Here is a 22,453-nt window from a genome sequence, read left to right as displayed (position 1 = left end):
AGGCGGGATCTGGATTACCGCCCGTCCACCGCGTTCAGGATCGCGCGGCCATAAGCGGTCTTCTTGAACCGCTCACCCGCCGCGCGCGCCTGTTCGGCCGAGATGAAGCCCATCTCGAACGCGATTTCCTCCAGACACGCAACCTGCACGCCTTGCCGCTTCTGCAACGTCCGCACGAACTCGCCCGCCTCCAGCAGGCTGTCATGCGTACCGGTGTCGAGCCACGCATACCCCCGGCCCATCTGTTCGACGTACAGATCGCCAGCCTCCATATAGAGCCGGTTGAGATCGGTGATCTCCAGCTCGCCGCGGGGCGAGGGCTTCAGGTTGCGGGCATAGTCGACGACGCGGTTGTCGTAGAAATACAGGCCGGTGACCGCGTGGTTCGACTTCGGCGCAGCCGGCTTTTCTTCGAGGCTGATCGCGCGGCCGCCTTCGCCGAATTCGACCACGCCGTAGCGTTCGGGGTCATCGACGCGGTAGCTGAACACGGTCGCGCCGGTGGGGCGGGCGACGGCGCTGGCGAGCAGATCGGTCAGGTGCGCGCCGAAGAAGATGTTGTCGCCCAGCACCAGCGCGACGTTATCGTCGCCGATGAAGTCCGCACCGATGGTGAACGCCTGTGCGAGGCCATCGGGGCTGGGCTGTTCGGCATAGGACATGGTCAGGCCGAACGCCGATCCGTCGCCGAACAGGCGGCGGTAATTGTCGATGAATTCGGGCGACGAGATGATGAGGATGTCGCGAATGCCCGCCAGCATCAATACGCTCAGCGGGTAATAGATCATCGGCTTGTCATAGACGGGCAGCAGCTGCTTGTTCACCGCCAGCGTCGCCGGGTGAAGCCGCGTGCCCGAGCCGCCGGCGAGGATGATGCCCTTCATGCTGTATGTCCGATCAGTTCGTCGAGAATAGGCCCAAGCGCCGCCTGCCACGGACGTGGGGCGATGCCATAGGCGGCGTGGATGGCGGTGTGGCTGAGCAGCGAATTGGCCGGGCGTTTCGCCGGGGTCGGATAGTCGCTGCTCGGGATCGGTGCGACCTCGGCCGAGGCCCCGCCGCGCGCCGCCGATTGCGCAAAGATCTCGCGCGCGAAACCGGCCCAGCTGACCGCGCCGGCATTGCTGAAATGAAAGGTGCCGGTCGGCGCGTCGGCGTCCTCGGCCAGACGGACGGCGATCGTTAGCAGCGCCTGCGCCAGATCGGCGGCGCTGGTCGGCGACCCGACCTGATCGTCGACCACCGACAGGGTGTCGCGTGTTTCGGCGACGCGCAGCATCGTCTTCACGAAGTTGCTACCATGCGCCGACACGACCCACGCGGTGCGAACGATCGCATGGCGCGCGCCGCTGGTGCGGACTGCCAGTTCGCCGCCCAGTTTCGACGCGCCATAGACGCCGAGCGGCGCGACCGGATCGGTCACTTCCCATGCGCCGTCCTTGTCCCCGGCGAAGACGTAATCGGTCGATACCTGCACCAGCGGGATGCCGGCCGCGCCACAGGCCTGCGCGAAGGCGGCCGGGGCCAGCGCGTTGATGGCCCACGCCGCGACCACGTCGCTCTCGGCCTTGTCGACCGCGGTATAGGCGGCGCCGTTGATGACCGCCGCCCAGTCGCGCGAGGCGACCAGTCCCAAGATCGCCGCCGGATCGGTCAGGTCGAGCGCGGCCCGGTCGAGCGCGACGACTTCATAGCCGGTCGGGCAGGCGATGCGCGCCAGCTCGCGGCCCAATTGCCCGTTGGCGCCGGTGACGAGGATCGGCTTCATCGCGCACCCGACATGTCGACAGGTCGACGTTGCATCACGCGACCCCACGCCGTTCGGCGGCCTTGGCGGCGACCAGCGGACGCCACCAATCCTCGTTCGCCAGATACCACTCGACCGTCTTGCGGATGCCGGTCTCGAAGGTTTCAGCGGGCGTCCAGCCCAGTTCGGCACCGATGCGCGACGCGTCGATCGCATAGCGCTTGTCATGGCCGGGGCGGTCGGCCACCTCGGTCATCTGCTCGGCATAGGGCGTGCCATCGGCGCGCGGACGCAGTTCGTCGAGGATCGCGCACAGCGTCTGCACCACCTCGATATTCTGTCGTTCGTTATGGCCGCCGACATTATAGGTCCGGCCCGGCTCGCCCCGCTCGAACACCGCCTGCAGCGCGCGGACATGGTCCTCGACATACAGCCAGTCGCGGACCTGATCGCCCTTGCCATAAATGGGGAGCTTTTCGCCATCGAGCGCCTTGGCGATCATCAGCGGGATCAGCTTTTCGGGGAAATGATACGGCCCGTAATTGTTCGAACAGTTGGTGATGAGCACCGGCAGGCCGAAGGTATGGCCCCATGCGCTGACCAGATGGTCGCTGCCCGCCTTCGACGCCGAATAGGGCGAACGCGGGTCATAGGGGGTGTCTTCGGTGAACAGGCCGGTATCGCCCAATGTGCCATACACCTCGTCGGTCGAGATATGGTGGAAACGGAACGCCTTGCGCGCATCCTCGCCCAGCGACAGCCAATAGGCGCGCGCCTCGGCCAGCATCGTATAGGTGCCGACGACATTGGTCTGCACGAACGCGCCGGGGCCATCGATCGAGCGGTCGACATGGCTCTCGGCGGCCAGATGGGTGATGACGTCGGGCCGGAAGCCGGCGATCGCGGCACGGACCGCTTCCGCATCGCAGATATCGCCCTGGACGAACTGGTACCGATCGCTGTCGGCGACCCGCTCGACCGTGGTCAGCGTGCCGGCATAGGTCAGCTTGTCGAAGTTCAGGACGTTGTGGGTCGTGTTCTCGATCAGATGGCGGACCAGCGCTGAGCCGATGAAGCCGGCCCCGCCGGTGACGAAGATGCGCATTGTCGAGGTCCTTTTTAGGAAAGCGGGGCTAGCCGGCGGCCGTCATAGGCGAACGGACTGTCGAACTGAGCGAGCGTCGGCTGCACCTTGTCCTTGGCGCTGAGCTCGGGGATGGTTCCCCTAGGTATAGGCCAGTCGATGCCGACGCTGTCCCAGGCGATGCCGCCGTCGTTCGCGGGAGCATAGGTGTCCGAGCACTTATAGGTGACTTCGCAATCGGGCTCGAGCGTCACGAAGCCGTGTGCGAAACCGATCGGAATGAAGAGCTGATGCCCATTCTCGGCCGACAGCTCAGCCCCGACCCACTGGCCGTAGGTCGGCGAACCCTTACGTACATCGACCGCGACGTCGAAAATCCGGCCACGGATGCAGCGGACTAGCTTGTCTTGGCCTCTAGGTGGCGTCTGAAAGTGGAGGCCGCGCAGGGTGAAGGCGGGCACCGACAGGGAGTGATTGTCCTGCACGAAGGTGCAGGTGATCCCGAGCTTTTCAAAGGCGGGCACCGAATGGACTTCGGTGAACCAGCCACGGTCGTCACCGTGACGACGGGGCACTAAACGTTTGACTGGCGCGTCCATCATAGGGGCCTGCTAACGATCGAAGCAGAAGCCGACAACCTGCAAGATGCCTTTGCTCCGGCTACCACAGTTATTGAACTGATCGCTTCTGCTATTCGGTATAAAGCAAGAGCCTAAATTTTTAACGGGGTGAGGCTTTCCCGGTCGGTTTCATGCAGAATATGACGTGATGCTGCCTGAAAGAAATTCTATCTAAATCAGGCATTTGTTAGCTGCGCTGAGGACGTCCATCCGTACGCGCAGGCAGAGGAACGTTTACTTTTTTGTCGTCGGTCTCTAGCCACCGGCGTCAGTCACAAGGTCGTTATAGGTAGCCAATGTGATTGCGTCGACGTCGAGCGATGCAAGCGCATATAGGCTACAAAACGCAGGATTTATACATGTCCCTGTTCGATGTCAGCCGAAATAGCTCCTGGCATTCCCTAAGATTACAGATAACGGGTGGCTTGATAGCGGCTTCAGTGCCGTTTTTAATCCGTTTATCAGGAGAGGGTAGTGAGCACATCGTCATAATGACCTTTGTCGGGTGTATTATCGCGGTATGCATTGGAACGCTGACATTCCGGGGAATCAGTACGTATCCCGGGGCCGAGTACAGTGTATATATTGTTCCTTCGTTTGCATTTTCATACGGTACTTTGATACTATTTTTCGTATTAGGCAGATTTAATTATTCGATCGCTGTCTTGTTCGGTAGTTTCATATCTAGCGTATGTTGGATGTACGTTGTGTATTTCAAAATACAAAGAGCGCGTGATTTGCGCATCGGATTAGTCGGGGAGACTAATAGCGCATATGTGGAAGAGTTGAGCCAAGTTCGCTGGTTCCCTTTGGCTGACCCCTTGGCTGATGTTTCCGAGTTGGCTGCGGTTGCTGTCGACCTCCGTCAAGATTTGCCCGATGAATGGGAGCGTCGCTTGGCGGATTATGCTCTTTCTGGCTTGCCGGTATATCATATTAAGCACCTATACGAATCAATGACTGGCCGGGTGGAACTGGAACAGTTATCTGAAAGTAGTTTTGGAAGTTTATCGCCGATTTCAGCCTACATGAGCTTGAAGCATGTAATAGACTGGGTATTAGCCGCTCTTGCTATTATGGTACTTATACCCGCGTTTTTAGTAGTAACCGTGGCAATAAAGCTTAGTTCACCAGGGCCAGCGCTATTTCGCCAGCGGCGCATTGGATACCGTGGACTTCCGTTCATAGTTTATAAATTTAGAACGATGAAGCAAGCTACCGCAGCAGAAGCTGATGCGCGTAATGCTGCTATGACCCAAAGTGACGATGCTCGGATTACTAAATTGGGCAAGTGGTTGCGGATGACACGGATCGACGAATTGCCGCAACTACTGAATGTTTTACGTGGCGAGATGAGTTGGATTGGCCCTCGTCCTGAAGCCGAGGTACTTTCGCAATGGTATGAGGAAGAAATTCCGTTTTATAGATACCGCCATATCGTGCGTCCTGGAATAACCGGTTGGGCACAGGTAAACCAAGGGCATGTCGCGGAAATATCTGATGTCACAAGTAAGCTTCATTACGATTTTTATTACGTGAAACATTTTTCCCCATGGATCGATCTGCTTATTGTTGCTCGAACAGTTAGGACGATGGTTACAGGTTTTGGTGCTCGCTAAAAAGCAAGTGTCGTAGGGAGATCCGATTAAATGTCAGACGCACGTATAGAACCAGCGCCCTCTTTGGACGCTGGTGCCATGTTTGCGAGTTTCTCGGGTACGCTTCGTATTGGCGATGATGTCCTCGTTGGGCCGGGGGTTTCGGTGGTTCCTCCGGTTGGAGATGCGGATAATCAACGGGTTACGACGATCGAGAAGGGAGCGATCGTTGGGGGCAACGCGGTGATCGTTGCCGGCGTTACGATCGGTCGCCAGGCGCGTATCGAAGTGGGCGCGGTGGTCGAGACGTCGGTTCCCGACTTTGCGATCGTCAAGGGAAACCCGGCTACGATCATCGGTTACACCGACACACCGCGCACAGTGATGGCCGGTGGCGCGCAGGCCGCGCGGATCGAACCCGCAGGGATCGGTGGCGTCAGCTTTCACCGGATGATGACCGCGGTCGACATGCGCGGCAAGCTGACGGTTGGCGAGTTCGAGGGATCGGTGCCGTTCGTTCCCGAGCGGTATTTCTTGGTGTACGACGTCCCCAGCAAGGACACGCGCGGCGAGCACGCCCATCGTGAATGCCACCAGTTCCTAGTCTGCGTCCACGGCAGCGTCACCTGCATCGTGGACGACGGATCCGCGCGGCGTGAATTCGTGCTGTCCGAACCCTATCAGGGGCTGTACATGCCGCCGATGATATGGGGTACCCAGTACCAATACTCCCCCGGAGCGGTGCTGCTGGTATTCGCTTCGCACCGATATGATCCCAAGGATTATATTCGTGAATATTCCACGTTTCTGGCCGAGACAGAGCACGACAAGGGCGCGCGCATTGACTGACAACATTTCCTTTCTCGACCTTGGTGCCGTATTCGCGAGCGCGAGGGACGAGATTGCCGATGCGATGACGCGAGTGCTCGACAGCGGTTGGTACATTCTCGGCAACGAAGTCACCAACTTCGAGGCGGCCTATGCCGACTATTGCGGGGCAAAGGCATGTGTCGGCGTCGCCAACGGACTGGACGCGCTGGAGCTTGCCCTGCTGGCGATGGGCGTGGGCGAAGGCGATGAAGTGATCGTTCCGTCCAACACCTATATCGCCACGTGGCTGGCCGTCAGTCACGTCGGGGCGGTGCCGGTGCCGGTCGAGCCCGATGCGACCTACAACATCGATCCGGCACGGATCGAGGCGGCGATCACGTCCCGAAGCAAGGTCATCCTTCCCGTCCATCTGTATGGACAGGCCGCAGACATGACCGCGATCCTCGACATCGCGCGCCGGCATGGCCTGCGAGTGCTGGAGGATGGCGCGCAGGCGCATGGTGCGCGCCACGATGGTATCCGGATAGGCGGGCATGGCGATGCAGTCGCCTGGAGCTTCTATCCCGGCAAGAACCTTGGTGCGATGGGCGATGGCGGAGCCGTCACCACCAACGACCCCGAAATCGCCGACCGGCTTCGGGTGCTGCGCAACTATGGTTCGCGGGTCAAATATCACAACGAAGTCGTGGGTTTCAACAGCCGGCTCGACGAGTTGCAGGCCGCGATCCTCGCGGTTCGGCTGAGCCGGTTGGACGCCGAGAACGCCCAGCGTTCGCGGATCGCGGCCGTCTATGATCGCGGACTGAAGGACCGCGGACTGATCCTGCCGAGCGTCGCCACCGGATCGGAACCGGTCTGGCACCTGTATGTCGTGCGGACCGACGATCGCGACGGGCTGGCGGCCTTCCTGCGCGAGCGGGGCATCGCCACGATGATCCATTATCCCATTCCACCCCATCTCCAGCCTGCCTATGCCGGGCTTGGTGTCGGTGAGGGTAGCTTGCCGATCAGCGAAGCGATCCACCGTGAGGTCCTGAGCCTGCCGATAGGGCCGACCATGACCGAGGAACAGGCGCAGCGGGTGGTCGGTGCAATCCATGCCTGGGTCGAACGCCGTCCGTCCTGATCGATCGCAGTCACCATGGCGCTTTTGAAGACCAGTGTCTGGAACGGGTTGGCGGTCGGCGTGCGCATGGTCAGCGCGCTCGTCGTCAACAAGTTTCTCGCGGTTCTGGTCGGTCCGGCGGGCTATGCGCTGATCGGGCAGTTCCAGAACGGCATCACCGTGGTGATCGCGTTCGCGACGGGCGCGTTGGGAACCGGGGTCACCAAATACACCGCCGAACATGGCGATGATCTTGCCGCGCAACGGCGACTATGGCGCACCGCCGGTACGATAACCCTGCTGGCGTCGTGCGGCAGCGCGGTGGCGGTGGCGGTGGCGAGCGTCTGGCTGGCGCGGTTGCTGCTGGGGGATGCCGGCTATTACGGCGTGTTCCTGTGGCTGGCCGCCGCGCTGGTCCTGATCGGTTTCAACGCATTGTTCCTGTCGATCCTGCAAGGACGCAAGGAACTGCGGCGTTTCGTCGTGTCGGGCATCGCGGGATCGATCATCGGCCTGCTGGCGACGATCGGACTGAGCTTCTGGTTCGGTCTATATGGCGCGCTCGTCGCGCTGACTTTGAATCAGGCGCTGACGTTTTTCGTGACCCTGCATCAGACCATGTCGGCGGACTGGTTCGCCTGGCGGGACATGGTCGGCCGGATCGACCGGGTGTTCGCCGCGAAACTGGGACGCTATGTTCTGATGGCTGCGGCAACCGCCCTTGCCGGTCCCTTCAGCCTGATCGCGGTACGCCAGCATCTGGTTGTCCAGTTCGGCATGGATTATGCCGGATATTGGGATGCGATGTGGCGTATCAGCGCGTTGTATCTCACGTTCATCACGACCACCCTGTCACTCTACTATCTCCCTAAGATTTCCGAACTGAAAGATATTCGCGACGTCCATTCTGAAATCGTTCGTAGTTTCAAGGTAGTCGTGCCTGTGGTGGCACTATTGTCGTGCTGCGTGTATTTGTTGCGCGATCTCATCATCCAGATCCTGTTCGCGCCGTCGTTCCTTCCGATGCGCGACCTGTTCGCGTTGCAGATGATGGGCGACGTCGTAAAAATCGCGAGCTGGATGCTGGCGTTCGTGATGCTCGGGCGGGCGATGACGACGTTGTTCATTACCACTGAAATCGTCTTTGCCGGGTTGTTCTGGGTCATGACGGTTCTATTGACCCCGGTTCTGGGCTTCAAGGGTGTCGCCGCCGCCCATCTTGCGACCTATTCGATCTATCTGGTTACGCTGTATCTGCTGATATTTCGAAAGATCAGCCACAAGAACGATGACGCTGATATGGCATAAATCCAACAACATATGCTGATGGCTCACCATTTTCTGTCGCCGTCATACTGGAAAATTAATTGTCGGTATTATTCCGATTGATCTGATATTATAGATAGAAGAGTCTGGATGTCGGCCATTTCTACCCTCAAGCCTCTCACGTCCTTGCGCTTTTTTTGCGGCGTTGATGGTAGTGATCCATCACGTCGGCCTGCTTCCGGCAGGCCATGTGGGGGTAACTTTCTTCTTTGTGCTGTCGGGTTTTATTCTTGCGTACAATTACGACGGGCGTATCAAATCCGGGAAAGACGCCTTCGCCTTTCTGCGCAGAAGATTTTCAAGAATCTATCCGACCCATCTTCTTACGGTAATCCTGGCAATGCCGCTCGCGGTTGTGCCGATGGCCGGCTCGGCCAGTCAGGCATGGGACGGTCTGGCAGCAAATGTTCTTTTGATACAAAGCTGGTTTGTAGCGCCAAGCATTTACTTCAGCATGAATGCAGTATCGTGGAGTATTTCTGACGAGCAGTTCTTTTATGCCCTATGCCCGATATTGATCGTTGGCTTGTCGAAGATAGGGGTAAAATTATCCCTTGTCCTGGTCCTTTTCTGGACTATGTCGATCGTCATACTTGCTGCGTCGTGGGACGAAGCGGCCTTGCCGGTAACGTCCCATTGGATGTTCTACATAAAACCGCTGGTTCGGTTGGTGGAATTCGTAGTTGGAATGGCCTTGGGCCGGTCCTATGTCCAAGGGATAAGGGCAAGAAGCGGAACAATATTTGAAATACTTACTATTTCTTTCGCCATATCGTCTATCCTGTTGATAAACTATGTCAACATACCCGAGCAGTTTTCATTATCGTTGGCTTTCTTGCCGGCTGCAATTGCTCTGGTTTGGGTATTTGCACATGAAGCGGGAAAAATTTCCGAATGGATATCGCATCCGCTGGCCTTGCTAATGGGCGAAGCCAGTTTCATGTTGTATATGATCCATCAACTGGTGATGCGATATGCCACCGGTATATTCGGTAGTTACGGGATTGTTGCCCTGATCGCGGGCGGTGTTTCCGTTCTGCTTTCCGTTCCGTTGTACATGGCGTTTGAGAGGCCGGTGCAGCGCTGGCTGAACCGTCGTGGAAGGCCGGTAGCAACACAGGCGGCCGGAACGACCTGAAACGGCCATGCCGGCCGGGCAAGGAATTTCCATGCGGCCAAGGCTGCCGACAGCTTCTGCCCGGTCCCCATGGGCGGAATCCTTTGGACAAGAGGCACGCGGAGGGCGGCTCCATCCGGCGCGCATTTGCCATCGGGGGCGGGCGACGGTAGAGGCGTGACCCAGTTGCCCGCCGTGCAGTCTTCGACGGGGCAGGTTTGCAGTGGTGGCCGTTGTGAAGATCCTCATCCCGATTTTTGGTTTCGGGGCACAGGGGGGCTATCGCGTCTTGTCCCGCCTGGCCAGCGAATGGTCTGATCGTGGAATCACGGTCGATTTCCTCGTTCCCGAAGGCGTGGATCGCCCCTATTTCGAAACCAATGGCGGCATCCGTCGGGTGCGTCGCGACGGCACGCTGGCAACGGGGTCTTCAGATGCCCGACCGATGCCGGGCAAGGATCGTTTCCGTGCCCTGTTCAAGGGGCTGCGGGCGTTGCGCGACGACTATGACGTCTTCCTCGCGAACCAGGCATTCACACCCTTGTTGTTGCTGGTGGCGGGTATTCCGGCAAGAAAACGGGTCTATTATATTCAGGCATATGAACCGGACTTCTTCGATGCGATGAAGCAACCGGTCCATTGGGCGCTGGCCAAGGCGTCCTATGCCATTCCGGCGTTGCGGATCGTGAATTCGCCACTCTACCTTCGTTACAAGGGCATCCGCGCGGAACATTGGGTGCCGCCGGGTATCGACCTGTCGAATTTCAGACCAGATTCGGACCGGCGCGATCGTGACACGTTCGTCCTTGGATGCATCGGCCGGCACGAACCGGACAAGGGGACGATCTACGTCCTCAAGGCGTTCGAGAAACTGCATGCCGCCGATCCGCGCTATCGCCTTCGCGTGGCATTCGGCAATCTTCCGACGGACTGGAGCCACCCGGCCGCCGAAGTCGTGCCGTTGCAGGGAGACGCCGCGCTTGCCGGCTTCTACCGCTCGATCGACGCGATGGTGGCACCGGGGACGATCCAGCACGGCGCCGTTCATTATCCGGTGATGGAAGCGATGGCGTGCGGCACGCCTGTCGTCACGACCGGTTATCTTCCCGCGACGCCCGACAATGCATGGATCGTGGCCAATCGTGATCCCGATGCCATTGCCGCTGCGATACGGGCGATCGATCAGGGGAGCGATCGGCAGTCACGCGTCGCACACGGGTTGGAAGCGGTCGCCAAATTCGCCTGGTCCCAGGTCGCGGCAAGGATGCTGGCGTTGTTGCCCGGCAGGGTGATGCCATGACCATCGGCACGATGTTCCAGGACCGGTTTGCGGTACGGATTCCCGGTCCCGTCGAGCGCGACGCTGAAACGCAGTTAATCACCCGCATCGCTCTGGTCACGATGTGGGCGGTGCTTTCGCTAGCCGCGGGACAGCAGTGGTTCGGCGATTCTCCCGATCTTCCGAACTATCTATTTTATTACCAGACGATCGGGCCGTTCTTCGATCTTGCCAATAGCCGGTTCGAATATGGTTTCCAGATCATTTCGTGGCTTTGGAGCAATCTTGGCCTTGGATACGAGTCCCTGTTCGTAGGGATGGCCGGCGTATCGCTGGGCTGCAAATTCTATCTGTTCGAGCGATATCTTCGCTCTCCGCTCCTTGCCGCGATGAGCTACATACTGGGGTTCTATCTCCTCCACGAATATACCCAGATCCGGGCGGCGGTAGGGATCGGCTTCGCGCTGCTGGGCATCCATGCGATGCTGCAGCGACGGTGGTGGATGTTCGCGGTCTTCACCGTCGCTGGCATCCTGTTCCACTACAGCATGGTCGTGATGCCGTTGGTCGCTTTGGGTGCCCGACAGATCAAGGGGCGTGTTGTCATCATCGTGGGCGCGCTGATCCTGGTTGCCGGATCGACAGTCCTGCCCGCGCTCCAGCAGCTGATCGTCGACGTCTTCTCCCAGTTCAATCCGTTGACGACCGCCTATGTCTACAACGACCTGAATGCGGATAGTGCCAATATCCTGTCGTTCGCCAGCGTGATGACCGTCGGTATCATCGTGTGGATGGTCACGATACCCTCGACGTTCGAGAACGAATATACCCGGGTGTTCTTCGGCATGACGCTCATGTCCTATCTGTCGCTGGTATTGTTGCGGGATTCACTGGAATTGGCGCTGCGACTGCGCGACTCTTTGGCGGTCGGCATCATCTTTCTGGTCTTCAGGGAACCAATATCGATACGTCAGATCCCGCCGATCATATTGTGGTTCGCTGCGGCGGCGTATCTATACTATGGCTATACGACTACACAGGTGCTGACATGACGCCCGGATTGCAACGCGGCGACCGTCTGGCGCTGATTACCGTTACCTATAACAGTGAACCGGTTCTCGCAGATTTTCTCAACTCGCTGGATCGGCAGATCGATCGTGCCTGGGACCTGATTGTCGTCGACAATGCGTCGAGCGATGCCTCGGTCGCGATGGTCGAGGCTTGGGATGGGCCGCTGCATGTCCTGATCCGCAATTCGGAGAATGTCGGGTTCGGGGCCGCCACCAATCAGGGCATGCGGGTTGCTCTGGCAGCCGGTTACGGCGCGGTCGTCATCATCAACAACGACGTCGTGTTCGACCGGGATTTTCTGGGGCGACTGGCACATTCGCCGGCACGTGACGGGACCACGGTCCTGGCACCCGCGGTACGATATGCCACCTGGCGTGACCGGTTCTGGTATGCCGGCGGCGACTTTACCTGGTGGCGGGGGGCGTTCCAGGCACGGATGTTCGAGACGCCACCGCCCCGTGGCGATTTCTGGCCGGCGACGTTCGCTCCGGGATGCTGTCTGCTGATCGAGCGCGCGACGCTCGAGCGCATCGGTTTGTTCGACGAACAATTCTTCGTATATTGGGAAGACGTCGACTGGGCGTATCGCTGCCTGGTCGCGAAACAGCCGATCACCGTCCTCAGGGAACCTACGCTCGATCACAAGGTCAGCATTCTGACCGGCGGCGGCACGTCGCCGTTCGGCGCGCGCATGTTCCATGAGGGGCAGATTCGCTTCTTACGCAAGCATTTCCCGAAATGGCTGCGTGCAACCCAATATCCCTTGATGTTGGGCAAGGTCCTGTTGCGTCTTGCGGCGCGCCGTGACGACAAGGCGCAGGCCGCGTTTCGCGTCCGGGCCATCAATGATGCCCGCCGCCTGCCCCCGCCCAGACAGGCGCCACGGATCGCGGTCAACCTGACCGCTGTTAGTGCAATCCTCGTGGGGGGGACATCGCGATACGCGGTGTCGCTGTTTGAAGCGATGGTACGGGTGGTCGACGACGGGCGGGTCGAGGCGACCTTGCAGGGGATCGTCCAGCCAGGTGGCACCGACCATTTTTCGCCGCTGGCGCGCCGGTTCCTGTCGCCGACGCCGAGGTTGAAGAACCGGGTCGCCCGGGTCCTGTACGAACGTGCCTTACTCCCTGCCCGGCTGCGTCGGGACAAGGTTGCGGTGATCGTCAATCCGATCTTTGCCGGACCGACCAGCGGTGCGCGGCGGGTCGTCACCATCATCCACGATCTGTATTTCCGCACCGTCCCCCAACTGGTCGAGCCGCGGCGACGCCGGTATCTCGCACTGGCGGTACCCCGCGCGGCGCGTGCCAGTGACGTGGTCATCGCCATATCGGACAATACGGCGCGAGAGGTTGCCAAGGCATGGCCCGACATCGGCGATCGGATCGTGACGGTCCATTCGGCGGGGCGCGACCTGCCCGCCGCCGAACCCCTGGCAGCGCCCAGGCCTTACATCCTGTTCGTCGGTGCCGTGCTGCCGAACAAGAACATCGATTGTATAGTTGCGGCGCTCGCCGAACTCCGCGCCCAAGGCCATGCCATCGACCTGTGCCACGTCGGTGCCGATCCGCATGGATTGCGTGCGGCAGCCGTGGAGCGGCACGCCATGCAGGGAGCCGTGCGTGTTCTGGAAGCGGTCGATGACGAAGCGCTGGCAGCCGCCTATCGCGGCGCGGTCGCATTGACCATCGCATCGGTCGCCGAAGGCTTCTGCCTGCCCATATTGGAAGCACAGGGGCTGGGCGTCCCGGTGTGCAGTACGAAATGCGGTGCATTGCCCGAGATCGCCGGTGACGCCGCGCTGTATTTCGAGGCAGACCGCCCGAGCGAACTGGCGGCCCATGTCGTCACGTTGCTGGAGGATGAGGCGCGCCGCGTAGCGATCATCGCAGCGGGTTATCGCAATGCGGGCCGTTTTGACTGGGATCGGACGGCCGTTGCCGTCCTTGACCATGCGCTGGCGACGACATCCACGAGCAAGCACCATGCATGATACTGTGCATCAAAAGCGGTTCGTTCAGATCGGCAAATTTTATCCACCCGAATGGGGAGGGATCGAAACTTTTGCCAAGAATCTGGCGGACGGGGTAGCGGCCAGCGGCATATCGTCCGAAATCACCGTCTTTACCCGCGACGAGACCGTCGTGGAGCGGGTCGGTGACGTCATCGTCGACCGGTCGCATGCCGGGCGAACGGTTTCGTCGCAGCCGATCAGCTTCCCATGGCTATGGCGCACGATCCGACGCGCGCGCGACGCAGATGTCGTGCTGGTCCATTATCCCAATGTTCTGGCAATTGCGGCGGTCCCGTTCCTGCGGACCAGGCGTCTGGTGACTTACTGGCATAGCGATGTCGTCAACAAGGGCGTGCTCGGCCGCATCGTCGGGGTGGCCGAGAAATATCTGCTCTGCCGCTCCGACCTGGTGCTTGCCAGTACGCAGGCTTACGCCGATGCCTCGCCAAGATTGCGCGCGGTTCGTGACAAGACCAGGGTGCTGGCGATCGGTATCGACGATGTGAATCATCTGCCGCAGCAGACGCTGCCCGACGCGATCGCCGATTTCGTCGGAGAGACGGGCCGTATCGTCCTCGCGGTCGGACGGCTCGTCAAATACAAGGGTTTCGACGTGCTGATCCGCGCGTCCCGAGACATGCCGTCCGATACCCGTATTGTGATCGTCGGAGCAGGTCCTGAACGGGATCACCTTTCCGGGCTGATCGACCGGTTGGGGGTAGCGGATCGCGTCCTGTTGGCGGGGCGTCAGGACGATGCATCGTTGCAGGCGCTGTTTCAGGTCGCCGCGGTATATGCCATGTCGTCGGTCGAACGATCTGAAGCCTATGCGATCGTCCAACTGGAGGCAATGGCGCACGCGATACCCATCGTCGCAACCGACATTGCGGGATCGGGCGTGCCGGAAGTTTCCGGCCATGGAGAAACCGGTGCGCTGGTTCCGGCAGGCGATGCGGCGGCGCTGGGCCAGGCGTTGACCTTGATACTGGATCGCAAGGACGATCTGTTGCGGCAACGCGCCCGGCAACGATTCGAGGATCGCTTCACGATCGGGCATATGGTGAAGGACGCCATGCGACTATTGTTCCACCGGCAATGAACGATTGTGCCGGACAGGCGTACCGTGAGGTCATGACCGGAATATTCAAATGACCGATACGACAAGGCGGGCGTTGTTTTCGGCGATTCCGATCGGAGCAGTCGGAGCGGCGACGATCGGTACTCGGCAGCGTCCCGTTGCCCGAACCGATAGCGCTTCGGCGCATCTCGCACCGGTACCGCAGCAATTCGGAGCCGTGGGGGATGGACGCGCGGACGATAGCGATGCGCTTGCGGCCTGGCTGGCGGTCGGCGCGGCGGGAACCACGCTTCGCCTGCCCTCGGGACAGTATCGTACGACCCGGACCCTGGCCATTCGCATCGGCGGCAAAGGCCGCGGACTTGGGATCGTGGGAGACGGGGCGGCCAATACCATGCTCCTGATGGACGGATCGGTTGATCGCCCGGCGCTACGGATCGTCGGCAACATGCCCGAATTCGATCATCTTCGTCTGAGCGGCATCCGGATCGAGCGGCCGGACCGCGGCATGAACGGCTTCGGCAACGGGGCCGGGCTTCTGATCGAGAATGTCCGTCAGTTTGAACTCGACGATCTGCGGACCTTCCGCAACGGATATGGTGTCCACCTGATTGGCTGCCTGGTCGGCAGAATCGACAATCTCCTCAGCTATTACGACCGGCAGGGTATCCGTCTTGAACAGGGGAAATATCAGTCGACCCCCAATGTGATCGCGATCGATTCTTGTTCGATCCTTGCGTCGCTGCGGATCGGCGTGGAGATCGTTGCCGGAACCAGTGTTTCGATGCGCGGAACGACGATCGAGTCGACCGGCGTGGAAGCCCCCGGTCAACGGTCGGTCGGACTGTTTGTCGGTCAGTCGGGGTTGGCAGGCGGCGTCGCGATCGATGCCAGCGCACTATATTTCGAAGATAATCACGGCAGCGATATCGTCGTCGATCATCCCGACCGGTTGCTGACCTATGGCTTCACGCGATGCGTGTTCAATCGCTTCGCCAAAAGCGCGCTGGCACCAGCTATCGTTTTTGGTAGCCAGAACGGCCCGGGGGCGGCGCGCGCCTTTCTTGATCTGAGCGGTAGCGCGTTCCTAGGCCATGGTGGCGACTATCGCGCTGTGCGTACGCGTCCGGCAGTCCGGTTCGATTTTCCCCGTGGCTATGCCGGGGTCCGGCTGTTCGATGATTCCGCCCTGTACCAGTTCGACGAGGAACGTCCGGCAGCCGAACCCTTTCGTATCGGGTAGCGGCTGCCGGTGTCGGTATCATCCCCGCAGTTTCTTCTGCCGCCCGGAATATAGCGGACCGTCCGCCAGGATTACCTTGCTGGGTACCTTGTAGTTGGCAAGGCGCTGTGAACATTCGGTGCGAATGCGTTTCTTAAGATCGCTGATGGCTTCGGGTTTCACCGTCAATACGCGTGCAACAATCATCTTGCCAAGCAAGGCATGGTCCTCGCCGAAAACCGCGACATCGGCGACATTCGGTATCGTCAGGATAACGTCCTCGATCTCGGTCGGATAGACCTTCTGTCCGCCGACGTTGATGAGGTCGGTGACGCGGCCATGGATACGGACCCATTCGCCATCCTGTTCGACCCGGTCCTGGGTATTGAACCACCCTTCCGCATCGAACTTCGAAGGGGCGTTGAGATAGCCGACCATCGCATATTGCGACCGGACCCAGAGCACGTCGTCAACAACCTTGGTCTCAAAGCCGGAGCCGCCTAGTTTAACCCAGAGCGAACCGTCGGGGCGCGATTTCGAACGTAATACGCCGACTTCGGACAAGCCGTAGGTCTGCTGGAATTCGACGTTCGGAAAAACCTGCCGCATCCGGTCGAGCGTCGACTGCGGCATGACTTCGGTGCCGTAGGTGATCCGGGTGAGCGACGACAGATCATGATCCCGCCAGACCCCCGATGATAGCATCATGGTGAGGAACGAGGGCGTTGCCGGCAACAGCTCGACCCTGGCATCGGCGATCGCGCGACAGATCGTTCCGACCGACCGGTCGCCGACCGTCACGACGGTACCGAGACTGGAGGTGATGGCGATGATCGTGTTGATCCCGCCGAAATGGTCGATCATCAGAAAGGCGATGGCGATGGTCGCGGCACGCGGTACGCGGAATTTTTCCGCGACGGTGACCATATTGTGCAGGATCGCCTTGGGCGTGCCGGTCGATCCCGATGAGAACAAGATCAGGCCAGGATGTCCCCGCTCGCGGAACTGGTCGAGAAGCGCGTTGTCCGCGGGAAGCGCATACCGCTCGATCGTCACTTCGCGTCCGGCGGCATCGAATGTCGCCTGCCAGTCGCAGCCGCAAACCGAAAGCGCGGTCGAGCGTTCGACAACGGATTCGGTCGTCAATGGAACCTGTATCGCGCCGATCTTGGCCAGAGCCAGCATGAAACAGAATACATCGGGCGAGTAATCCGCCAGGACGCAGACGATCTCGCCCCTGGCGATCCCGACCTGTTCGAGGTGCCGGCCATGGTATGCGATCCGCTCCACGACTTCGTCGTAGCGCATCCGTTTATCACGGTGGATGAAGGCGATGCGATCGCCGCCGCTGGCCAATCGTTCGACGAACCAGTCGAGCGGGTGCGCAGACGGAGCTGTCTGCACGATATCAGTGTTTTCCATATCGGTACTCCTACCAGGTCAGGGCCGCGCCTGCCCAAGAAAGGCCCACGCCGAAGCCAAGCAGCACGATCTTCTCGCCCCGCTTGAGCGAGCCTTCTTCATGCAGGGCGGCCAAGGCGATGGGGATGGTCGAGGAAACCGTGTTTCCCGTCTCGGCGAACCGGTGAGGGAGCAACGCGGCCGGGATACGCAGCTTCTTGGCCAGCGTATCGAGCACGAACTTGTTCGCCTGATGGGCGATCACGCGGTCGATACCGTCCCGTGACCATTCCGCCTTTGCCAGAAGCGCGTCGAAACTGCTTGGTACTTCACGATTGGTAAAGGCGAGGATTGCAGGCCCGTTCATCGACAGCGTGTCTGCGCTGCGCACCACGCCGCTGGCGTCCTCACGCGAACGGGCCGTGTCTTCCGATCGTGGCAGACGGGTTCCGCCCGCTTCGAGGATGAGGTGCCGTGCGCCGCTGCCATCGGTTCCGAAGACGAACGGCCCGATGTGCGATCGGGTTTCTAAATCTCCTTCGATTAGCGAAGCGGTGGCACCGTCGCCAAAGAGGGGGCGGACCGATCGATCACCGGGGTGAATGATCTTGGAATAGGTGTCCGTCGTGATCAACAGGATGCGGCGGGCCGCTCCCGCTGCAATCAGTCCGGCGGCAAGCGACAGGCAATAGACATAGCCTGAACAGCCCAATGCCACATCCAGCGCGCCGGTTCGCTTGGAAAGCCCAATGCGGTCCTGTACGATGCAGGCTACGCCGGGGATCGCATGATCCGGGGTCTGGGTACAGACGAGCAGGAAATCGATCTGATCCCGTTCGATCGCGCCCGAGGCGAACAGCTTTTCCGCCGCGGCAACGGCCAAATCCCCCGCCGTTTCGTCGGCCCCGGCGATCCGTCGTTCGCGGATACCGAGTTTCACTTCGATCTGGTCGGCCTGCCAGATCGGGAAGTCGCGCGAGAGCGTTCCGTTATCAAGGATCGTTTCGGGCAGATGGACTGCGATCGCGGCGATGCGTGCGGCGATCTTGCCGGAGGGATCGTGCATGTCGGGACCTCAGCAGGGGGTTTCGAGGAATGTACGCAGCGCCGTATTCTGCATCACAATGACTGCACCCTCTCCGCTTGGTCCATGGCCGGGGTGGATCTGGTGCTTGACGATCATCGGCCACATGCGCTGGATGCTGGTGCGAATGCCGTCCAGATCTTCGTTGGGGCGGCGGGCAAGGCCCATTCCGCGCGAATAAAGCGTGTCGCCGGTGAACAATGCGCCGCACCAGGACAGCATCGAACTGCCCGGAGTGTGTCCAGGAGTATGATGGTAGCGTAGCGGGCTTCCTCCGACATCGAGCGTGAAGCCGTCATCCACAAGCTCGAAGTTGGGCAAGGTGATACGGTCCCGCCGCCTCATCAGCATAAGGAGGCCATTGCCGGTCTTGGCAACACGCAGGTCAAGGCGAGGAAGATAGGTCGGGATGGCGTATCGTTCGACGAAGAACCGGGCACTGCCGACATGATCGAAATGACCATGGGTACAGCATATCGCAACCGGTACCCGGTCGAGAGACGTCAGGGCGTCCTGAATCGCTTCACCATCCATTCCGGCGTCGACCAGCACGGCACGGCCGGGGCCGGCATCGAGAATATAACTGTTCGCGACGATGGCTCCGGCGCGCACGACCCAGATTCCATGACCGACCTGTTCGACCATCAGTGCAGGCCGCCGAGATAGATCGTTTGTGCCGTGATGTACCCGCTTGCGTCGGACAACAAGAAGTCCAGCACGTTCATCACGTCTGCGGGAGTTGCCGGGCGGGCGATCGGCATGGAAGCGACAATGGTGTTCAACAGATCGCGCGACAGTGTGTCGAGCATGTCGGTTTCGATCACCGATAGACCCAGCGTGTTGCAGGTGATCCCGACCGGCCCCAGTTCCTTGGCAAGGACGTGTGCCAAGGTTTCGATCGCTGCCTTGGTCGCGGCATAGATCGAACCTCCGGCCGGTTCCACGACGGCCATGATCGATCCGATGTTGACGATGCGCCCGGTGCGACGCTTCGTCATCAGCTTCGCGGCCGCCCGCGAAAGGTGGAACGTGCCGAGCAGATTGGTCGATACCATCTCACTTGCCGCTGTCGGCGGCAACATCATCGCGAACCCCGACGTCGCAACGCCGGCGTTGTTGATCAGATAGTCCAATCCCATCCGTTCGCCACGAATGTGACGAAAGACGGCATCCACCGCAGCTGCATCTGCCACGTCGGCGACATGATGCGTATATCCCGCCGCTTCGAAGCTTGCTTCGCCGCGGGCTATGCCATGAACCGTGACGCCTTGCTCCAGCAGATGTTCTGTGATCAAGCGCCCAAGACCGCGACGGCTGCCGCTGACGACGGCAACCTTGCCGGCATGCGCCTGTGTCATCGTCAGCCGCGAGTGTTCGACAGCTCGACGATATAATCGGACAGCGTGTCGGCGTTACGGAAGGGCGACGGATCGCGGTTCATGGTCGCTTCGTCGGTCAGGCTGATCGACTGGCCGGTTTCATCGTCGACCGCCTGTTCGACATCAACGATCAGCGACACCAGCGTCAGCGAGTTGATTTGCGCATCGGCACCGAACAACTGGGTATCGGGTGCTACCGTGACTTGTTCGGAAGCGTCCAGTTCCTCATTGGCACTGGCAAGCGCGGCAAGAACGATTTCAAGCGCGCGATCTTTGGTAATGGACACAGCAAATCTCCTGAAATTATTAGGGTTGAGACGTGCGACGTCCCATGGCGACCAGCCCTTGAAGCCGGCGGATCGTCACCGATCGATATTCCGGTTCCAGCAGGCCATATACCATGCCGTCGTGGAATTCGCCGTCGAGGAACAAATGGTCCCGCAGCACACCTTCGCGACGCATGCCACTGTATTCGTGGAATTTCATCATCGGCTGATTGGGGGCGGCAACTGTGCCGTACAAACGGTGCAGCCCGAGCACATCGAAAGCGTGACGATAAAGCAGCAACAACGCTTCAGCGGCGACCGGAACGCCGCGAACGGCATCCTCATCACCGATCAGAAAGCGAGCGGGCTCGGCCTTGCGTGCCACCATATCGATTTCGACCAACGACACCATGCCGACCGGCGTTTTATCCTTGAGTACGATCAGATAATTGCGCTCGCTGCTAGGACGAGTTGCGATCCAGTTGCACTGCTGTTCAACCGAGATGGCACCACGGTTCAGCAGTCTGGCACGCGTACCACCGCGCCAGCCAAACGTCACATCTGCATGATCGGGCACGAGCGGCAGCAAGTCGACAAACTCGCCTTCCAGTCGGCTGAAATCGGGTTCGTGCACCGCACCTGTCCAGTCTGCTATGAGCGTCCCCTTAGGAGCGAAGCTGCCGGATTGTAAACCGCTGCATGCACGCTCTGTGGATTTCGGAGTTAGGGTTGCTGATCGTTTGGACGATCCCTCATTTTCTCTTGGCAATCGCCATCGGTGGTTCCGTTGATCGTGCCGATCCCCTAAGCGTCGCTGCCATGCAGCCACGTCGCCGTTCTCCTGCCTTTGCCATGCCCAGCCTTTCGTTCGTGCTGCTGTGCGGATTGCTGGCCGTCCTATGGCTAGCAGGGGGCGGTTCCCGTGCCGATGTCTTGGGTCAGGTCATTGTTCGTAGCGTTGCTTGGCTGTCGCTGATCCTGGCGATCCTGCTGGCACCAAAGCCTAGCTTCGCTAACGCCAAGCCGTTGTGGCTGTTGCTGGGGGGGGCATTCTTCTGGTTGTGATACAACTGGTTCCCCTTCCCCCTGCTCTTTGGCACGCATTACCCGGCCGCATGCCATTTGCCGACGCTCTTGGAAGCGATCCGCAACAATGGCGTCCGTGGTCGCTGGTGCCAGGCGCGACGTTCAATGCGTTGCATTCCCTGATCGTGCCGCTGGTGGTGCTGGTACTGGCGAGCGGTGCCAGTGATCAGGAGCGCGCCCATCTGCCCGCGATACTGCTAGGCCTGATTTTTGCCTCGATGCTCTATGGCTTGTTCCAGTTTTCCGGCGGCGTGCTGAGCAATCCGCTTATCAACGATACGATCGGTCAGATCAGCGGAAACTTCGCCAATCGCAACCATTTCGCCCTGTTCCTAGCCTTTGGTTGTGCACTTGCTCCGGTCTGGGCACTGGGAGGTCGAGCGCATCCCGGTTGGCGAGGTCCGGTTGCGTTGGGACTGATGGTCTTGTTCGCCCTGACAATCCTTGCGACCGGTTCGCGTGCCGGCCTTGCCCTCGGACTACTAGGATTGCTTGCCGGTATAATGCTGGTCTGGCGCGACCTGAAACGCGTATTAGCGCGTGCCCCACGCTGGGTTCTTCCTACACTAATCGCTGCGTTCGTCGCGATGATCGCTATTTTCGTCCTGATGAGCGTCGCTGCTGACCGTGCAGTTGCAATCAATCGGGCGCTTGCAACCGAAGCGGCTGAGGATATGCGTAGTCGTGGGCTGCCGACTGTACTTTCAATGATCAAGACCTATTTTCCGTTCGGATCCGGGTTCGGAGATTTTGATCCTATTTTCCGGATACATGAACCGTTCCATCTACTGAAGTTCACCTATTTCAACCATGCGCATAATGATTTCCTGGAAATTATTTTAGATAGCGGTTTAGCGGGCGCTCTCATGCTGCTGGGCGCTCTCGGATGGCTGGCGTTTGCCGGGGTGCGTGCATTGCGCGCACGCCGTATCGGCGGGTCTGCCTTGCCTATGTTAGGTTCTGTTCTGCTGCTGCTCGTGGTTCTGGCCAGCGTCGTCGATTATCCTGCCCGCACATCGATGATGATGGCCGTCGTCGTCTTGGCGGGATTGTGGCTGCACGGCAATGGCAGTGTCCGGCAGTCAGCTTTACCCGGACAGGACCAACATCTATAGGCGGCCGATATCAACCCCCTTATTTGCGGA

General features: G+C 60.0%; 22 protein-coding genes. 12 read left to right on the top strand and 10 right to left on the bottom strand.

What is annotated here, in order from left to right:
• Positions 1 to 14: 14 nt before the first annotated feature.
• Genes rfbA through rfbC form a run of 4 tightly spaced genes read right to left on the bottom strand, consistent with a single transcriptional unit; the run spans position 15 to position 3,433 of the window.
• Positions 15 to 884, bottom strand: a complete 870-nt coding sequence (rfbA, locus tag ASE50_RS05935; RefSeq protein ID WP_056397053.1) for a glucose-1-phosphate thymidylyltransferase RfbA — start codon at positions 882 to 884, stop codon at positions 15 to 17.
• Positions 881 to 1,768, bottom strand: a complete 888-nt coding sequence (gene rfbD, locus ASE50_RS05930) for a dTDP-4-dehydrorhamnose reductase (protein WP_056397050.1) — start codon at positions 1,766 to 1,768, stop codon at positions 881 to 883. The genes rfbA and rfbD overlap by 4 nt, the downstream gene beginning before the upstream one ends.
• A 34-nt stretch (positions 1,769 to 1,802) precedes the next feature.
• Positions 1,803 to 2,852, bottom strand: a complete 1,050-nt coding sequence (gene rfbB / locus ASE50_RS05925; protein ID WP_056397046.1) for a dTDP-glucose 4,6-dehydratase — start codon at positions 2,850 to 2,852, stop codon at positions 1,803 to 1,805.
• Between the two features lie 14 nt (positions 2,853 to 2,866).
• Positions 2,867 to 3,433, bottom strand: a complete 567-nt coding sequence (gene rfbC, locus ASE50_RS05920; RefSeq protein ID WP_235512213.1) for a dTDP-4-dehydrorhamnose 3,5-epimerase — start codon at positions 3,431 to 3,433, stop codon at positions 2,867 to 2,869.
• Positions 3,434 to 3,810: 377 nt separating this feature from the next.
• Here rfbC and ASE50_RS18165 point away from each other — a divergent pair, with 377 nt between their 5' ends.
• The 10 genes from ASE50_RS18165 to ASE50_RS05870 all read left to right on the top strand — a co-directional run bounded on the left by ASE50_RS18165 (position 3,811) and on the right by ASE50_RS05870 (position 16,113).
• Positions 3,811 to 5,070 carry a sugar transferase gene (locus ASE50_RS18165; RefSeq protein WP_162236164.1) on the top strand — a complete coding sequence of 420 codons (1,260 nt, stop codon included), beginning with the start codon at positions 3,811 to 3,813 and terminating at the stop codon, positions 5,068 to 5,070.
• Between the two features lie 63 nt (positions 5,071 to 5,133).
• The gene (locus tag ASE50_RS05910; RefSeq protein WP_235512211.1) at positions 5,134 to 5,898 is read left to right on the top strand and encodes a WxcM-like domain-containing protein; all 765 of its coding nucleotides are present in this window, start codon (positions 5,134 to 5,136) and stop codon (positions 5,896 to 5,898) included.
• Complete coding sequence (locus ASE50_RS05905; protein ID WP_056397037.1) at positions 5,891 to 7,006, top strand: DegT/DnrJ/EryC1/StrS family aminotransferase; 1,116 nt, start codon at positions 5,891 to 5,893, stop codon at positions 7,004 to 7,006. The genes ASE50_RS05910 and ASE50_RS05905 overlap by 8 nt, the downstream gene beginning before the upstream one ends.
• A 15-nt stretch (positions 7,007 to 7,021) precedes the next feature.
• Positions 7,022 to 8,293: an O-antigen translocase gene (locus tag ASE50_RS05900; RefSeq protein ID WP_056397035.1), complete on the top strand. Its 1,272-nt coding sequence runs from the start codon at positions 7,022 to 7,024 to the stop codon at positions 8,291 to 8,293.
• A gap of 166 nt (positions 8,294 to 8,459) precedes the next feature.
• Entirely contained in the window at positions 8,460 to 9,449 is a 990-nt protein-coding gene (locus ASE50_RS05895; protein WP_056397032.1) for an acyltransferase family protein, read from the top strand.
• 268 nt (positions 9,450 to 9,717) lie between these two features.
• Entirely contained in the window at positions 9,718 to 10,728 is a 1,011-nt protein-coding gene (locus ASE50_RS05890; protein WP_156347532.1) for a glycosyltransferase family 4 protein, read from the top strand.
• Positions 10,725 to 11,759, top strand: coding sequence for an EpsG family protein (locus ASE50_RS05885; protein ID WP_056397027.1), 1,035 nt, complete (start codon positions 10,725 to 10,727; stop codon positions 11,757 to 11,759). The genes ASE50_RS05890 and ASE50_RS05885 overlap by 4 nt, the downstream gene beginning before the upstream one ends.
• On the top strand, positions 11,756 to 13,771 hold the full coding sequence (locus ASE50_RS05880) for a glycosyltransferase (RefSeq protein ID WP_056397024.1): 2,016 nt from the start codon (positions 11,756 to 11,758) through the stop codon (positions 13,769 to 13,771). The genes ASE50_RS05885 and ASE50_RS05880 overlap by 4 nt, the downstream gene beginning before the upstream one ends.
• Complete coding sequence (locus tag ASE50_RS05875) at positions 13,764 to 14,891, top strand: glycosyltransferase (protein WP_056397021.1); 1,128 nt, start codon at positions 13,764 to 13,766, stop codon at positions 14,889 to 14,891. Before ASE50_RS05880 ends, ASE50_RS05875 begins: the two co-directional genes overlap by 8 nt.
• 382 nt (positions 14,892 to 15,273) lie before the next feature.
• A complete protein-coding gene (locus tag ASE50_RS05870) occupies positions 15,274 to 16,113 on the top strand; it encodes a hypothetical protein (RefSeq protein ID WP_327196512.1) in 840 nt (279 codons plus the stop codon).
• Positions 16,114 to 16,131: 18 nt separating this feature from the next.
• Here ASE50_RS05870 and ASE50_RS05865 read toward each other — a convergent pair whose 3' ends face one another.
• Genes ASE50_RS05865 through ASE50_RS05840 form a run of 6 tightly spaced genes read right to left on the bottom strand, consistent with a single transcriptional unit; the run spans position 16,132 to position 20,856 of the window.
• On the bottom strand, positions 16,132 to 17,514 hold the full coding sequence (locus ASE50_RS05865; protein WP_056397016.1) for a class I adenylate-forming enzyme family protein: 1,383 nt from the start codon (positions 17,512 to 17,514) through the stop codon (positions 16,132 to 16,134).
• Positions 17,515 to 17,524: 10 nt separating this feature from the next.
• Positions 17,525 to 18,559, bottom strand: coding sequence for a ketoacyl-ACP synthase III (locus ASE50_RS05860; RefSeq protein ID WP_056397009.1), 1,035 nt, complete (start codon positions 18,557 to 18,559; stop codon positions 17,525 to 17,527).
• Positions 18,560 to 18,568: 9 nt separating this feature from the next.
• Positions 18,569 to 19,222 (bottom strand): MBL fold metallo-hydrolase, encoded by a 654-nt coding sequence (locus tag ASE50_RS05855; RefSeq protein WP_056396999.1) that lies wholly within the window; start codon positions 19,220 to 19,222, stop codon positions 18,569 to 18,571.
• Positions 19,222 to 19,935: an SDR family NAD(P)-dependent oxidoreductase gene (locus ASE50_RS05850; protein ID WP_056000711.1), complete on the bottom strand. Its 714-nt coding sequence runs from the start codon at positions 19,933 to 19,935 to the stop codon at positions 19,222 to 19,224. The genes ASE50_RS05855 and ASE50_RS05850 overlap by 1 nt, the downstream gene beginning before the upstream one ends.
• A 2-nt stretch (positions 19,936 to 19,937) precedes the next feature.
• On the bottom strand, positions 19,938 to 20,243 hold the full coding sequence (locus ASE50_RS05845) for a hypothetical protein (RefSeq protein ID WP_200909491.1): 306 nt from the start codon (positions 20,241 to 20,243) through the stop codon (positions 19,938 to 19,940).
• Between the two features lie 19 nt (positions 20,244 to 20,262).
• Positions 20,263 to 20,856, bottom strand: a complete 594-nt coding sequence (locus ASE50_RS05840; RefSeq protein WP_056396996.1) for a GNAT family N-acetyltransferase — start codon at positions 20,854 to 20,856, stop codon at positions 20,263 to 20,265.
• 65 nt (positions 20,857 to 20,921) lie between these two features.
• Here ASE50_RS05840 and ASE50_RS05835 point away from each other — a divergent pair, with 65 nt between their 5' ends.
• Together ASE50_RS05835 and ASE50_RS05830 are read left to right on the top strand one after the other, a co-directional pair.
• Positions 20,922 to 21,287 (top strand): hypothetical protein, encoded by a 366-nt coding sequence (locus tag ASE50_RS05835; RefSeq protein ID WP_056396993.1) that lies wholly within the window; start codon positions 20,922 to 20,924, stop codon positions 21,285 to 21,287.
• A 50-nt stretch (positions 21,288 to 21,337) separates the two neighbouring features.
• Entirely contained in the window at positions 21,338 to 22,423 is a 1,086-nt protein-coding gene (locus ASE50_RS05830) for an O-antigen ligase family protein (protein WP_082438833.1), read from the top strand.
• The last annotated feature ends 30 nt before the right edge of the window (positions 22,424 to 22,453 follow it).

This window comes from Sphingomonas sp. Leaf5 (assembly GCF_001421155.1).
Taxonomy (GTDB): Bacteria; Pseudomonadota; Alphaproteobacteria; order Sphingomonadales; family Sphingomonadaceae; genus Sphingomonas.
Note: the sequence above shows the minus strand (reverse complement) of the source record. Positions and strands in the feature narration are given on the sequence as shown.